This window comes from Polynucleobacter sp. AM-26B4 (assembly GCF_018882285.1).
Lineage (GTDB): Bacteria > Pseudomonadota > Gammaproteobacteria > Burkholderiales > Burkholderiaceae > Polynucleobacter.
Genome location: NZ_JACVOT010000001.1, coordinates 726,684 through 740,506, shown reverse-complemented (window position 1 = coordinate 740,506; position 13,823 = coordinate 726,684). Strand labels below are relative to the sequence as shown.

Sequence of the window (13,823 nt, the reverse complement as noted above, 5' to 3'; positions counted from 1 at the left end):
CCTAAAAATAGCTTAAGTAAATTAAACATCAAATAACAAAGACATAAGAGATCACCATGATTGAAATGAAAAACGTCTCCAAGTGGTATGGGAATTTCCAGGTATTAACGGATTGCACCACTGACATTAAAAAAGGTGAGGTAGTTGTTGTTTGTGGCCCATCTGGTTCTGGTAAATCAACCTTGATTAAGACCATCAATGCATTAGAGCCTTTTCAAAAAGGTGAAATCACTGTTGACGGTATCGCGGTTCATGACTCAAAAACCAATTTACCTAAATTACGCTCAAGAGTTGGCATGGTGTTCCAACACTTTGAGTTATTCCCACATTTGTCTGTCACTGAAAACTTAACATTGGCTCAAGTCAAGGTACTTGGACGTAGTCCAAGTGATGCGCTGGCTCATGGTTTAAAGTATTTAGATCGAGTAGGCTTATCTGCTCAAAAGGATAAGTTCCCAGGTCAGCTATCAGGCGGTCAGCAGCAACGCGTGGCGATTGCAAGAGCTTTGAGCATGGATCCGATTGTGATGTTGTTTGATGAGCCTACATCCGCTCTAGACCCTGAAATGGTGGGTGAGGTATTGGATGTGATGGTTCAGCTCGCCAATGAAGGCATGACCATGATGTGCGTGACCCACGAAATGGGTTTTGCCAGAAAAGTCAGTAATCGCGTGATCTTCATGGATCAAGGCAAGATTGTTGAAGATTGTCCGAAGGATGATTTCTTTAACAAACCCGAAGAAAGATCACCAAGAGCAAAAGATTTCTTATCTAAGATCTTGGCGCATTAATATTCTAAAAAACTACTTATTTGACTTAAATCAAGTAAGTGGTACTTAGCCACTTTGGCTAAGTTTGATTTGATTCAGGTCAAATCATTGCCTTCCTCTCCCTTCTAAGATGCTTATGTCAGATGGTGACTATTTTTGAGGGAAAGAAAATGAAAAAAACAACAATCAGCAAGTTAGCTTTGGGTTTATTGGCAGCTTTGTCATTCAATGCAATTGCCCAAGAAAATCCATGGATGGTTCGTGCTCGTGCAACAAATTTAAATTGGGATAACGGTCAAACAGCGACTGTTCAAAGTGCAAATGTTCACTCTAAGAATCAAACAATCCCAGAGTTAGATATTTCTTATTTCTTTAATAAGAATGTTGCAGCAGAGTTGGTTTTGACATACCCGCAGAATGTGGAAATTATGGCTGGCTCTTCATCTTTGGGAGATGTGAAAGCGTTGCCACCTTCATTGTTGTTGCAATATCACTTTACAAATTTCGGAGCATTAAAGCCTTATGTTGGCGCAGGTGTTAATTACACTTTGTTTAGCAGCAGAAAGAATCTTGGCTCAGGAACTTACTCAATTGAAAACTCAAGCACTGGATTTGTAGCTCAAGTAGGTACAGATTACATGTTTGATAAAAATTGGGGCGTTAATTTTGATGTCAAATATATGAAGATGAATACTGATGTTTTTGCAAATGACACTGGCGCTAGTATCGGTAATTTAAACCTAAGCCCAATTGCTACATCAGTGGGTGTGACATACAAGTTTTAATCTGATTAATTGACTTGCTTAAAAGGGGCTCTGTGAATTCACGGAGCCCCTTTTTCATTTTTACTTTGTTTGTATTGTTGCTAACTTCTATTTTTTTATCTTAGTTCTATCGCTTCTTAGGCCCTGGTCTCTTGCCAACTTGTATTTCTATTTCTAGATTTTTACCTTTGCGATTAATCGTGGCTTTGATCTTGTCGCCTGGCGGTACTTCTGATATTTGCTTGAGTAATTGAGTAATGTTGCTGACTGGTTTGTTATTGATTGTTTTTAAAACATCACCTGGCTGAATACCCGCTTTATCAGCTGGGCCGCCTTTGAGTGTGCCATTGATTAATACACCATCAGCACTGATCTTGAGTGTGCTTGCCATCTCTGCAGAGATGTTCATTGGTTCAACACCAATCCAACCTCTGACAACACTGCCGTTTTTGATGATGGATTCCATCACATCTCTGGCGGTGTTAACTGGGATGGCAAAGCCAATACCCATTGAGCCACCACTTCGTGAATAGATGGCTGTGTTGATACCAATCAGATGTCCTCGGGTGTCAACCAGGGCACCACCCGAATTGCCTGGATTGATCGCGGCATCTGTTTGAATAAAGTTTTCAAAGGTGTTGATGCCTAAATGATCTCTGCCCAAGGCAGAGACGATTCCGGATGTAACAGTTTGACCAACACCAAATGGATTGCCGATTGCAAGAACCACGTCACCTACTTTGACAGATTCTATTTTTCCGAAGGTGATGGGTTTCGGTAGGTTGGGCATTTGCACTCGAAGAACCGCGAGGTCTGTGTCTGGGTCACTGCCAATCAGAGTCGCAGTGGTTTTTCTGCCATCAGCCAAAGCGACTTCAATGACATCGGCACCTTCGATGACATGTTCATTGGTGAGTATCAACCCTTCTGGACTCACGATGACGCCTGAGCCTAAGTTGGGATTGAAGTCCTCAGGATTCGGTATTTGCGGATGCTGTGGTGGCAGTGCTTTTGATTTGGATTTTTTATTTGAATTATTTTTGCTGATAAAAATATTGACCACTGCTGGCATGGATCGTTTTACAGCCTCGTGATACGACCCAGGATTAGGTGAGCTCGGATCGATGTGAGATTCTTTGATGGTGATGGTTGAAATGGAATCACCAAAGCCAACAAAGTCGGCTATGCCACTAAAAGGACCACCTTCTAACCATTGTGGTTTGAAAGTTGCCAAAATAAATATCAGGGCCAGTAGGGCCGTGAAGATTTGTGCGAAAAGTAACCAAAGATGTTTCATCATGTTGTTAGGTTAATCTATTTGCATTAAAAACGAGAAAATAATTAAGAGAATTAAAAAAGACCATGACCAAGAAAATCCAGCCAAGTAAAAAATCTGTGAAATCTTTGAAAACTCAAAAAGCCAAACTTACTCACTCTGTGACTCGAGATGAGTTGTCTTTGTATTTGGATGATCATTTGCAGGTGGCTCGCATCAAGGATTACTGTCCCAATGGTTTGCAGGTTCAGGGCAAGCCCATCATCAAAACTTTGGTCAGCGGGGTGACGGCTAGCTTGGCGTTGATTGAAGAGGCGATTGCATTGAAGGCCGACGCCATCATGGTTCACCATGGCTGGTTTTGGAAAAACGACGATGCTCGAGTTGTTGGGCAATTACACAGTCGCTTGAAGTTGCTGATGGACCATGAGATCAATTTATTCGCTTATCACTTGCCCTTGGATGTGCACCCAGTCTTGGGTAATAACGCCCAATTAGCCAAAGTGATGGGTTGGAAGCCATTAAAACAATCTGAGCGAGCTTCTTTGGGTTCTGCCTCCGTCATGGATGGTCTGATTTGGGAAGGGCGCCCTGAGGCTTCTCAAAAGACCTTGGGCCAATTGGCCAGGAGTATCTCAGGTCGCTTAGGTCGTGACCCCTTGGTGATTGGCGACCTAAATAAGCCCATCAAGCGCATTGCCTGGTGTACCGGTGGGGCTCAGGGCTATATAAATGAAGCTGTTTCAATGAAAGTGGACGCTTACATTAGTGGTGAGGTTTCTGAGCAGACCTTCCACGCGGCGCAAGAGTCAGGGGTGGCTTACATTGCCGCTGGCCATCATGCCACGGAGCGTTATGGCATTGGGGCCCTTGGCGAGTTCGTGGCCCAAAAATACAAGCTCAAGCACCAGTTTGTGGACATTCCGAACCCAGTTTGAGAGATTGGTTTGAATCACGGGTTTGAGTTACTCGAGGCTTACATCTTTGTAAGTTAATGCATTTTTCACTGTTTTTACCGTCTTTTTGATCTGATGGGGTTTAAATCAGAGGGGCGGATTCGCTATAATCTGAAGTTGACGTCAAATATATGCCTTTCTAGAGGAAATTCAGTAATGAGTGAACAAAGCATGGACAAGAGCCGTCGTAAATGGCTTATTGCAACATCAGTTGCGGGTGGAGTTGGTACAGCGGCAGTAGCACTTCCTTTGGTGAGCACATTTGCTCCCTCAGAGAAAGCCAAAGCGGCAGGCGCTCCAGTTGAAATGGACATCAGCGGTATGCAGCCAGGTGAGATGCGCACTGTAGAGTGGCGCGGTAAGCCTGTATGGGTTGTGCGTCGTACACCAGAGATGCTTGCTTCACTAGCAAAGCTTGAGGGTGACTTGGCTGATCCAAAATCAGAGCGCAATCCAAAAGATTTGACACCTGCTTATGCGCAAAATCAACACCGCTCTATCAAGCCAGAGTACTTGGTAGCTGTTGGTATTTGTTCACACTTGGGTTGTTCACCAATCACTAAATTTGAAACAGGCGCTCAGCCATCATTGCCAGATAACTGGACAGGTGGTTTCTTGTGCCCATGCCACGGTTCAACATTTGACTTGGCAGGACGCGTGTTCAAAAACAAACCTGCACCAGACAACTTAGAAGTGCCGCCACACATGTATGTGAGCGATACAAAGTTGATCATCGGTGAAGACAAGAAAGCGTAAGGGGTAGACCATGGCATTTCATGAAAAAGAAGTTCCAGCAAACGCATCACGCGGACAAAAGGTGATGGCGTGGGTTGATTCACGTTTCCCACTGACTTCAACCATTGAAGCTCATTTAACAAAATACTACGCACCTAAAAATTTAAATTTCTTTTATATTTTTGGCGCTTTATCAATTTTGGTTTTGGCCTTGCAAATCATCACAGGTATTTTCTTGGTGATGCATTACAAGCCAGATGCTGAAAAAGCTTTCCAATCTGTTGAATACATCATGCGCGAAGTGCCATGGGGTTGGTTGGTGCGTTACATGCACTCAACAGGCGCCTCGATGTTCTTCGTGGTGGTTTATTTGCACATGTTCCGCGGCATGATTTATGGTTCGTACCGTAAGCCACGTGAATTGGTGTGGATTTTCGGTTGCGCGATTTTCTTGTGCTTGATGGCCGAAGCTTTCATGGGTTATTTGTTGCCATGGGGTCAGATGTCATATTGGGGCGCTCAAGTAATCGTTAACTTATTTGCTGCGATTCCATTGGTTGGACCTGACCTTTCATTGTGGATCCGTGGTGACTATGTGGTGGGTGATGCGACGTTGAATCGTTTCTTCTCATTCCACGTGATCGCTGTGCCATTGGTGTTGATTGGTTTGGTTGCGGCTCACATCGTTGCTTTGCACGAAGTGGGTTCAAACAATCCTGACGGCGTTGAGATCAAAGAAACAGTTGATGCCAACGGTGTGCCAGTAGACGGTATTCCATTCCATCCTTACTACACTGTTCATGACGTATTCAGTGTGGGTGTGTTCTTGATGATCTTCTCATTCATCGTGTTCTTTGCACCTGAGATGGGCGGCTACTTCTTGGAGTTCAATAACTTCATTCCTGCCGATCCATTGAAGACGCCTCCGCACATTGCGCCGGTTTGGTATTTCACACCGTTCTACTCTATGTTGCGTGCGGTGACCGGTGAGTTCTTGATCCCGATGTGGTTATTTGCTGCTGCGTTGTTGGGTCTTGTGATTCGTGGCACAAAAGACAAAAAAGTACAGGGCATTTGCGCTGGTATTTTGGTCGCTCTTGCAGCTGGCTTCTTCTTGTTTGATGCCAAGTTCTGGGGTGTGATGGTGATGGGTGGTTCAGTGGTGATTTTCTTCTTCTTGCCATGGTTGGACAACTCACCAGTTAAATCAATTCGTTATCGTCCACAAGGCCAAAAATATATTTACGCCTTGTTCGTTGTGACGTTTGTTGTGTTGGGTTACTTGGGTATTCAGCCACCATCACCAATTGGTGAGAAGGTGTCTCAATTGGGTACATTGATTTATTTTGGTTTCTTCTTGGCAATGCCATGGTGGAGCAAGATGGGTCAATTCAAGCCAGTGCCAAGTCGCGTTAATTTTGTTGCGCATTGATCGCGAGCACCCAAAAGGAAAAATGAAAATGAAAAAAATCATCTGGAAAATGTTTGGTGGCTTGGCAGTTGTTTTGTCAGTGAATGCTGTACAAGCTGCTGGCAGTAACTTCCCATTAGATTCAGCGCCAAAGCGTGTGAATAGCGAAGTCGCACTTCAAAACGGTGCCAAGTTATTTGTTAACTACTGTTTGAACTGTCACGGTGCTGTGAGCATGCGTTACAACCGTTTGCGCGACATTGGTTTAACGGACGAGCAGATCAAGCAAAACTTGTTGTTCAGTGGTGAAAAAGTTGGCGACATGATGAATGTGGCTATTTCACCAAAAGATGCCAAGGCGTGGTTCGGTGCAATGCCTCCTGATTTGTCAGTGATTGCACGTGCCAAAGGTGTGGATTATTTGTACACCTATTTGCGTACTTTTTACAAAGACGATACAAAAATAACTGGTTGGAACAACATGGCTTTCCCAAGTGCAGGTATGCCGCACGTGATGTGGGAATTGCAAGGTGTTCGCACAGCCAAGTATGTTGATGAAAAAGATCCGCACGATGCCACTAAGACAGTTCATGTGTTCAAGGGCTTTGAGCAAGTCACTCCTGGTAAGTTAAAGCCACAAGAGTTTGATGATGCAATGGGTGATTTGGTAGCTTATCTCCAGTGGATGGGTGAGCCTGCGCAGTTGGATCGTAAGCGTTTAGGCGTTTGGGTTTTGATGTTCTTAGCAATATTTACAGTTTTGGCTTGGGGATTGAACAAGTCTTACTGGAAAGACATCCACTAAAAAATAATTAGGAGATTGACCCATGATGGTTTTGTATTCGGGCACTAACTGCCCGTTCTCGCAGCGTTGTCGTTTGGTTTTGTTTGAAAAGGGCATGGATTTTGAAATCCGTGACGTAGATTTATTTAATAAGCCAGAAGACATCTCTGTGATGAACCCTTATGGTCAGGTACCTATTTTGGTTGAACGTGATTTGATTCTTTATGAATCAAACATCATCAATGAATACATCGATGAGCGTTTTCCACATCCACAGTTGATGCCACCTGATCCAGTAGCGCGCGCACGTGCACGTTTGTTCTTGTTCAATTTTGAAAAAGAATTATTCATCCACGTATCAACCTTGGAAAATGAAAAAGGCAAGGCCGCTGAAAAGAATCACGAGAAAGCTCGTTTAGCGATTCGTGATCGTTTGACACAGTTGGCACCGATTTTCATCAAGAACAAATACATGTTGGGTGATGACTTCTCAATGCTAGATGTGGCGATTGCCCCATTGCTATGGCGTTTAGAGCATTACGGTATTGATTTATCTCGCAATGCTGCACCGTTAATGAAATACGCCGAGCGTATTTTCAGCCGTCCTGCATACATTGAAGCGTTGACACCTTCTGAGAAAGTGATGCGTCGCTAATTAGGTGACTAATTAGCCATCACTGCTCAATGGATTTTATGAGCGCTGTCCCAAGCAATAAACCCTATCTGATCCGCGCACTACACCAGTGGTGTGTGGATCATGGTTTTACGCCTTACATTGCGGTCTTCGTGACTGAAGAGGTGCAAGTGCCGATGGATTATGTGAAAGATAATGAAATTGTTTTAAACATCAGTCCTGATGCTTGTCAGCAATTGTCTTTGGACAATGAATGGATTTCACTCAAGGCCCGTTTTGCAGGAGTGCCTCGAGATATTCATATACCTATGAGCCATGTGATGGCGATTTACGCGAAAGAAAATGGCCAGGGCATGTCTTTCCCAGTTGAGAAAACAACTCCACCAGAGCCAACAGCAGACAAAAATACACCGATTTCTAAAGGAAGACCTAGCCTAAAGCTGGTGAAATAAGTTAGAATATTGGGCTTAGCAGCAAAGAAATTAGTAGTAAATCAGCAGTAAAGGCATCATCAGTAATTCTCTAGCAACACCGCAGGCCCCCTTAGTTAAATGGTATAACACTTGACTTGTAATCATGGATTGGCAGTTCGATTCTGTCAGGGGGCACCAAAAATCCTCAAGTAATTCAATGGCAACTTCTCGCATTATGAGAAATTTACCATTTTTGTCGCAATGCAACAAAAATACCTTGAATTGTCACATTTATTCCCTAAAATAGAGTTTGTGCAGTGCAATATATGCGCTGCAAAATAATTAACTAACCTATTTGGAGTAAACATGAACCAAGATCAAATCACAGCAAAAATGGCAGAAATCCAAGGCGAGAGCTTGAACACAGCATTCGCATTGAGCACAAAAGCAATCGAGCGCGCTCAAGAATTGGCTGACTTGAACTTCTCAGCAACTAAAGCAGTTATTGTTGAAGCTCAAGACGGTTTAGAGCAAGCTTTGACAGTTAAAGATCCACAAGCATTCGTTTCATATGTTCAAAGCGACGCATTGGCACCTTTGGGTAATAAGCTAGCTGCTCATCAGCGCGCTGTAGCGAAGATTGTTCGCGACGGTCAAGTTGAGTTGGCAGAAGTTGCTGAAGCTCAATTAGAGCAGTTCCAAGAAGGCGTACAAAACTGGGTAAATACTTTTGCAGCTAATGCACCAGCTGGTTCAGATGTGTTTGTTAACGCATTGAAAACTTCGGTTGGTTCAGCATTGCAAGGTTTCGAGCAATTCCAAGCTGCTGCTAAAGAAGCTGCTGCTGTTGCTGAAGCTAACGCAGAGCAAGCTGTTGAAGCAATTCAAGGTTTTGCTAAGCAAGCTAAAACTGCTGCAGCTAAGCCTGCAACACGTGCATCAGCTGCTAAGAAGCCAGCTGCTCGTCGCGGTCGTAAGTAATAGCCGACAGAGTCAGTTGCGCAAGCGCTGACTCAATGCTCTTAAAAGATAACAGTCAATAAAAAACCCGCATGATGAATGCGGGTTTTTTATTGGTCAAAGTTATTGTTAACTATTCGCTTATAAATAATTAACAAAGGGTTGTGACTTACTCGTCATCATCCGCAACATCGGTTAATTTGCTTGGTAATGATTTGTTTGGTTTAACGCCGAGCTTTTTAACGTTCTCCGCCGTGCGAATCAAATTGCCACGACCAGTTTTAAGTTTGCCAACAGCATCTGAATAACTGATTTGTGCTTGTTCCAAGCGTTGCCCAACTTTATCGAGGTCTTCAACAAATCCAACAAACTTGTCATAAAGAGAAGCGCATTGACGGGCAATCTCTTGGGCATTGCGATTCTGATGTTCCTGGCGCCATAAATGAGCAACAGTTCTAACAGTTGCTAATAGCGTACTTGGGCAAACGATCACGATATTTTTCTTAAGGGCTTCTTGATAGATATCAGGTGCGTGGCGCATCGCCGCCAAGAAGGCTGGCTCAATTGGGATGAACATCAATACAAAGTCAATCGAACCAACGCCGTAGAGGTCTTGGTAGTTCTTAGCTGATAAGCCTTGAATATGTTGCTTGATCGATAAAACATGGCTGTTGAGCTCAGCAATTTTGATGGTGTCATCATCAGCTTGTATGTAACGCGTGTAAGCGGTGATTGAAACTTTACTGTCAATCACCAAGTGCTTAGACTCGGGTAAACGAATCACCACGTCTGGTTGCAGTCTCGATCCATCACTGATGGTTTGAGTATCTTGCACAAGGTATTCCTCGCCTTTGCGCAATCCTGAATTTTCTAAAATCGTTTCAAGAACTAATTCGCCCCAATCACCTTGGGTTTTGGATTCGCCTTTCAGGGCGTTGGTGAGAGCGCGAGTTTCATCCGTCATGCGCAGATTAAGGCCAGCCAGTTTTTCAACTTCTTGTTTTAAGGCAAAGCGCTCTCGTGCTTCAGACTGATATGTCTCATCCACCTGTTTGCGGAAGTCTGTGAGTTTTTCTTGCAGTGGCTTTAAAAGAATATCGAGGTTTTGCTGATTTTGTTCAGCAAAGCGTTTTGATTTTTCTTCGAGGATTTCGTTGGCAAGATTTTTAAACTGATCAGATAGAACAGTTTTTGCTTCTTGCGCTGTTTGTTTTAGGGTGGCTAGCTTGTCAGCGCTTTGACGACGTTCGGCGGCTAACTCAGTTTCTGCTCTGACCCTGGCTTGGCTTTGTTGCCAAGCATAGTAGAGACTGAATAGAGCAATGAAGAAAAAAAGAGCCAGTAGTAGAAAAGCGATTGTTGTGTCCATATCGCTATGCTAAACCAATGCTGGCTCTTCATGAGAGCCAGCGCTTAAATAATTAGCAATAATTGGTAATACCTTGAGGGGTATTGCTTAGGCTTTTAGCAGTTGTTGCAATTCACCGCTTTGGTACATTTCAGTCATGATGTCTGAACCGCCGATGAATTCACCATTCACATAAAGCTGAGGAATGGTTGGCCAGTTGGCATAAGCTTTCACGCCTTCGCGGATATCTTGATCTTCCAAAACATTGACTGTGTGTGGCTTGTCTACGCCACAGGCTTGCAAAATTTGAATGGCTCTTCCTGAGAAGCCGCATTGCGGAAACTGAGCATTGCCCTTCATGAATAGAACCACTGGGTTGCTTTCAACGATTTCTTTGATTTGTGCTTGTGTGTCCATGGTGCTTCCTTATGTAGATGTCTTATTTTAGCCAAGCTTAACAGACGCTGCTCGATTAGCCGATGCGACGCGCCAAATACCCGCAAGATCCTGGTGGGCTTTGATATTGATGTAATTTTGTTCCTGCAATAACTGACAAACTTGTTTGGATTGATCAAATCCATGTTCTACCAAGATGAATCCATCCTCTGCCAAATAAGCAGGGGCTTCTTTGAAAATAGCGCGGTATGCCATCAAGCCATCATGATCATCGGTCAGTGCCGAGCTTGGTTCAAAGCGCAAGTCACCCATGGATAAGTGATGATCACCCGCTGGAATGTATGGCGGATTACTCACAATCACATCAAATACGCATTCTTCAGCTGGCAGGTTTGTGGTCAGGCCAATCAGACCATCAAACCAATTCGATTGAAGGAACTTCACTGAGTTCAGATTTAATAGACGGGCATTTTCTTGGGCTATCTTGAGCGCTTCAGCGCTGACATCCACGCAAGTGATTTGGGAATTGGGTATGTTCTTGGCCAAGGCCAAACCAATCGCGCCACTGCCTGTACCCAAATCTAGAATCTTTGGTGTTTTTTTGCCTGATGATTGAATGCGATCAATCGTCAATTCAACCAAGAGTTCTGTTTCAGGCCTCGGGATTAAAACGCCAGGGGCTACCTTAAGTTCAATATTGAAAAACTCTTTTTTACCAATCAGATAAGCGACTGGATGACCTTCAGTTCGTTGCTTTTCTAATAGGGTCCATTCATCGAGCAAGGCCTTGGGCAATGCATCTGTATCACGGCTGATCAAAGCAGATTTTGGCCAATTCAAATGTTGGTGAATCAAGTGAGCCAACAACACTTTGGCATCCGCTTTGTCCAAAGTGCTTTCTTTAAGAAGTTCTTGTATGGTTGACACTGAGCGGGGTGATGAATGTTGCTGTTTTAAATATCACCTAAGCTGGCTAGTAACTCAGCTTGATGCTCGGCAGACAATGCGTTCAAAAGGTCTTGAATGTCACCATCCATCATGGCATCAATCTTGTAGAGGGTGAGATTGATGCGGTGGTCAGTGATGCGCCCTTGAGGGAAGTTGTAGGTGCGGATGCGATCACTGCGGTCACCAGAACCTACCAAGCTCTTGCGAGTCTCAGCTTCTTTGTCGTGCGCAGCGCGACGCTTGGCATCCATGATTCTAGAAACAAGCACTTTCATGGCTTGATCTTTGTTGCGGTGTTGGCTGCGATCATCTTGGCATTCCACCACCGTACCAGTTGGAATGTGCGTGATGCGCACCGCAGAGTCTGTTTTATTGATGTGCTGACCACCGGCACCAGACGCTCTGAATGTGTCAATGCGCAAATCAGCAGGATTGATTTCAATATCGCTGATTTCATCAGCTTCAGGCATCACAGCGACTGTGCACGCTGAAGTGTGAATGCGCCCTTGAGTTTCTGTTTGAGGCACTCGTTGAACACGATGGCCACCTGATTCAAATTTGAGTCTTGAGAAAGCACTTTGTCCAACAATCCGCAAAATGACTTCTTTGTAACCACCCAAATCTGATTCTGAAGCGCTCACGACTTCCACTTGCCAACGTTGTCTTTCGGCAAAGCGTGTGTACATCCTGAATAAATCAGCAGCGAATAAAGCACTCTCATCGCCGCCGGTGCCCGCACGAATTTCCAAAAAGATATTTTTGTCATCATTGGGATCTTTGGGTAATAGCAGGCGCTGTAAATCAGCTTGCATGTTTTCCATGCGCTCTTTGGCAGATTTGATTTCTTCTTCTGCAAAGTCTTTCATTTCAGGATCAGCTTGCATCGCTAAAGCGGCTTGCTCGTCGGCTTCTGCTTGAAGGAATAACTGAAATTGTTCGACAACAGGAGATATCTCCGCATGCTCACGATTGAGTTTGCGGTACTGATCCATGTCCTTGGTGATTTCTTCCTGGACTAACAATGAATTGAGTTCTGCGAGCCTGGCATCTAACTGCTCAAGCTTCGCTTTCATACTTGGTTTCATCTATTGATTGGAGTTGTTTGACCGGAATAGCCCCGGTAAGATTTTCATGAGTGCGTCACGTTCTTCGCCTTGTGCATGTTGCAAAGCATGTAAAGAGCCGTGTAAAAATTTATTGGTAAGGCCTTGCGCTAAAAGATCTAGTACGACTTGTGGGTCTTCGCCTTTGGCGAGCAACTTGCGGGCACGCTCAAGCTCGATTGAACTCAAGTCTTCGCCGCGTTGGCGCAAGTCTTGAATCAATGGCACGGTACCTCTGGTTTCTAACCAGTGCATGAAATGCGATACGCGAGTTTCAATGATTGCTTCTGCTTGACCAACAGCTGCTTGACGAGAGTCTGAACCGGCTTGAACAATATCGCTCAAGTCATCAACGGTGTAGAGATACACATCGTTTAATTTACCGACTTCAGCTTCAATATCACGAGGCACAGCCAAGTCGACCATCACGACTGGGCGATGACGACGTTGCTTGACGGCGTTTTCAACCATGCCTAAACCAATGATCGGTAAAGTGCTGGCAGTGCAAGAAACCACAATATCAAAATCATGCAAGCGTGTCGGCAGATCAGAGAGGCGCAAAGATTCTGTTGCCAAGCCTTGTTCTGATAATTGATCAGCCAATTCTTGACCGCGCTCTAAAGTACGATTGGCCACAGCCATTAATTTTGGTTTGCGCGCCGCAAAGTGCGTGGCGCACAAATTGATCATTTCACCTGCGCCAATAAATAAAACTTTTTGATCAGAAACGCTTTCAAAAATTCTTTCAGATAAACGCACCGCAGCCGCTGCCATTGAAATGGAGTGTGCTCCAATTTCAGTGGTGCCACGAACTTCTTTGGCGACTTGAAAAGTTTTTTGAAAAAGTTGATTGAGGTAAGTGCCTAATGAGCCAGCTTCATCAGCAGAACGCACAGCATCTTTTAACTGACCCAGAATTTGGGTTTCGCCAACCACCATTGAATCTAAACCGCAGGCCACTCTGAATGCGTGACGAACAGCCAGTGATTGTGGCAAGACATAAACATGAGGCATTAATTCTTGGTGATCGATGCCGCGAGATTTAGCGAGCCACTCAATCGCACTTTTCTTCAGTAAAGAAGATTGCTGATCAGAGTGTTCGTCATTGGCGGCGCAATACAATTCTGTTCTATTGCAAGTTGATAAGATCGTTGCTTCTGGCAAATGTGTTTCAGATACACTGGCCAAATGATCTTTCAGATGATGCAAGGCAGGCTGAATCATCTCAGGTGTGAATGCCACCTGTTCACGTACCTGAATCGGTGCGGTGTGATGATTAATGCCCAATGTCAAAATCTGCATAACGAAATTATAAGTTTTTCATG

The 13,823-nt window shown here is 44.2% G+C and carries 15 protein-coding genes and 1 tRNA gene; 10 read left to right on the top strand and 6 right to left on the bottom strand.

All coding sequences use genetic code 11. The annotated features are described in order from the left end of the window. Window positions 1-56 precede the first annotated feature (56 nt). Both ICE88_RS03650 and ICE88_RS03645 read left to right on the top strand, forming a co-directional pair. Window positions 57-791, top strand: a complete 735-nt coding sequence (locus tag ICE88_RS03650; protein WP_215290641.1) for an amino acid ABC transporter ATP-binding protein — start codon at window positions 57-59, stop codon at window positions 789-791. Window positions 792-940: 149 nt separating this feature from the next. After that, complete coding sequence (locus tag ICE88_RS03645; RefSeq protein WP_216249578.1) at window positions 941-1,555, top strand: OmpW family protein; 615 nt, start codon at window positions 941-943, stop codon at window positions 1,553-1,555. A 106-nt stretch (window positions 1,556-1,661) separates the two neighbouring features. Here ICE88_RS03645 and ICE88_RS03640 read toward each other — a convergent pair whose 3' ends face one another. Continuing rightward, window positions 1,662-2,834: a S1C family serine protease gene (locus ICE88_RS03640; RefSeq protein ID WP_216249575.1), complete on the bottom strand. Its 1,173-nt coding sequence runs from the start codon at window positions 2,832-2,834 to the stop codon at window positions 1,662-1,664. A gap of 137 nt (window positions 2,835-2,971) precedes the next feature. Between ICE88_RS03640 and ICE88_RS03635 the strand changes: the two genes are divergently transcribed. The 8 genes from ICE88_RS03635 (at window position 2,972) to ICE88_RS03600 (ending at window position 8,724) form a co-directional block, all read left to right on the top strand. Continuing rightward, window positions 2,972-3,748 (top strand): Nif3-like dinuclear metal center hexameric protein, encoded by a 777-nt coding sequence (locus ICE88_RS03635; RefSeq protein ID WP_216251843.1) that lies wholly within the window; start codon window positions 2,972-2,974, stop codon window positions 3,746-3,748. A 174-nt stretch (window positions 3,749-3,922) separates the two neighbouring features. Beyond that, a complete protein-coding gene (gene petA / locus ICE88_RS03630) occupies window positions 3,923-4,522 on the top strand; it encodes a ubiquinol-cytochrome c reductase iron-sulfur subunit (RefSeq protein WP_089515061.1) in 600 nt (199 codons plus the stop codon). A 10-nt stretch (window positions 4,523-4,532) separates the two neighbouring features. Further along, window positions 4,533-5,933: a cytochrome bc complex cytochrome b subunit gene (locus tag ICE88_RS03625; RefSeq protein ID WP_216249572.1), complete on the top strand. Its 1,401-nt coding sequence runs from the start codon at window positions 4,533-4,535 to the stop codon at window positions 5,931-5,933. A gap of 49 nt (window positions 5,934-5,982) precedes the next feature. Then, window positions 5,983-6,717 carry a cytochrome c1 gene (locus tag ICE88_RS03620; RefSeq protein WP_255535304.1) on the top strand — a complete coding sequence of 245 codons (735 nt, stop codon included), beginning with the start codon at window positions 5,983-5,985 and terminating at the stop codon, window positions 6,715-6,717. Between the two features lie 22 nt (window positions 6,718-6,739). Next, entirely contained in the window at window positions 6,740-7,351 is a 612-nt protein-coding gene (locus ICE88_RS03615; RefSeq protein ID WP_089515064.1) for a glutathione S-transferase N-terminal domain-containing protein, read from the top strand. Window positions 7,352-7,389: 38 nt separating this feature from the next. Then, window positions 7,390-7,782: a ClpXP protease specificity-enhancing factor gene (locus ICE88_RS03610; protein ID WP_216249566.1), complete on the top strand. Its 393-nt coding sequence runs from the start codon at window positions 7,390-7,392 to the stop codon at window positions 7,780-7,782. A gap of 85 nt (window positions 7,783-7,867) precedes the next feature. Continuing rightward, a tRNA-Thr gene (locus tag ICE88_RS03605) sits at window positions 7,868-7,941 on the top strand. A 168-nt stretch (window positions 7,942-8,109) separates the two neighbouring features. Next, on the top strand, window positions 8,110-8,724 hold the full coding sequence (locus ICE88_RS03600; RefSeq protein ID WP_216249563.1) for a phasin family protein: 615 nt from the start codon (window positions 8,110-8,112) through the stop codon (window positions 8,722-8,724). Between the two features lie 148 nt (window positions 8,725-8,872). On the opposite strand, the gene ICE88_RS03595 is transcribed toward ICE88_RS03600, so the two are convergent. The 5 genes from ICE88_RS03595 to hemA all read right to left on the bottom strand — a co-directional run bounded on the left by ICE88_RS03595 (window position 8,873) and on the right by hemA (window position 13,800). Then, on the bottom strand, window positions 8,873-10,072 hold the full coding sequence (locus ICE88_RS03595) for a DNA recombination protein RmuC (RefSeq protein ID WP_216249560.1): 1,200 nt from the start codon (window positions 10,070-10,072) through the stop codon (window positions 8,873-8,875). Between the two features lie 87 nt (window positions 10,073-10,159). Further along, complete coding sequence (gene grxD / locus ICE88_RS03590) at window positions 10,160-10,468, bottom strand: Grx4 family monothiol glutaredoxin (protein ID WP_089515067.1); 309 nt, start codon at window positions 10,466-10,468, stop codon at window positions 10,160-10,162. 27 nt (window positions 10,469-10,495) lie between these two features. Continuing rightward, window positions 10,496-11,374, bottom strand: coding sequence for a peptide chain release factor N(5)-glutamine methyltransferase (prmC, locus tag ICE88_RS03585; RefSeq protein WP_216249557.1), 879 nt, complete (start codon window positions 11,372-11,374; stop codon window positions 10,496-10,498). 26 nt (window positions 11,375-11,400) lie between these two features. Next, window positions 11,401-12,480, bottom strand: a complete 1,080-nt coding sequence (gene prfA, locus ICE88_RS03580) for a peptide chain release factor 1 (RefSeq protein WP_089515069.1) — start codon at window positions 12,478-12,480, stop codon at window positions 11,401-11,403. Beyond that, entirely contained in the window at window positions 12,481-13,800 is a 1,320-nt protein-coding gene (hemA, locus tag ICE88_RS03575) for a glutamyl-tRNA reductase (RefSeq protein WP_216249554.1), read from the bottom strand. Between the last annotated feature and the right edge of the window lie 23 nt (window positions 13,801-13,823).

Coding starts and splice junctions, on each gene's coding strand:
- prfA (WP_089515069.1), bottom strand. CDS start 12,480: ATGAAACCAAGTATGAAAGCGAAGCTTGAGCAGTTAGATGCCAGGCTC.
- petA (WP_089515061.1), top strand. CDS start 3,923: ATGAGTGAACAAAGCATGGACAAGAGCCGTCGTAAATGGCTTATTGCA.
- ICE88_RS03615 (WP_089515064.1), top strand. CDS start 6,740: ATGATGGTTTTGTATTCGGGCACTAACTGCCCGTTCTCGCAGCGTTGT.
- hemA (WP_216249554.1), bottom strand. CDS start 13,800: ATGCAGATTTTGACATTGGGCATTAATCATCACACCGCACCGATTCAG.
- ICE88_RS03625 (WP_216249572.1), top strand. CDS start 4,533: ATGGCATTTCATGAAAAAGAAGTTCCAGCAAACGCATCACGCGGACAA.
- ICE88_RS03620 (WP_255535304.1), top strand. CDS start 5,983: ATGTTTGGTGGCTTGGCAGTTGTTTTGTCAGTGAATGCTGTACAAGCT.
- ICE88_RS03600 (WP_216249563.1), top strand. CDS start 8,110: ATGAACCAAGATCAAATCACAGCAAAAATGGCAGAAATCCAAGGCGAG.
- ICE88_RS03610 (WP_216249566.1), top strand. CDS start 7,390: ATGAGCGCTGTCCCAAGCAATAAACCCTATCTGATCCGCGCACTACAC.
- ICE88_RS03595 (WP_216249560.1), bottom strand. CDS start 10,072: ATGGACACAACAATCGCTTTTCTACTACTGGCTCTTTTTTTCTTCATT.
- ICE88_RS03650 (WP_215290641.1), top strand. CDS start 57: ATGATTGAAATGAAAAACGTCTCCAAGTGGTATGGGAATTTCCAGGTA.
- ICE88_RS03645 (WP_216249578.1), top strand. CDS start 941: ATGAAAAAAACAACAATCAGCAAGTTAGCTTTGGGTTTATTGGCAGCT.
- ICE88_RS03640 (WP_216249575.1), bottom strand. CDS start 2,834: ATGATGAAACATCTTTGGTTACTTTTCGCACAAATCTTCACGGCCCTA.
- grxD (WP_089515067.1), bottom strand. CDS start 10,468: ATGGACACACAAGCACAAATCAAAGAAATCGTTGAAAGCAACCCAGTG.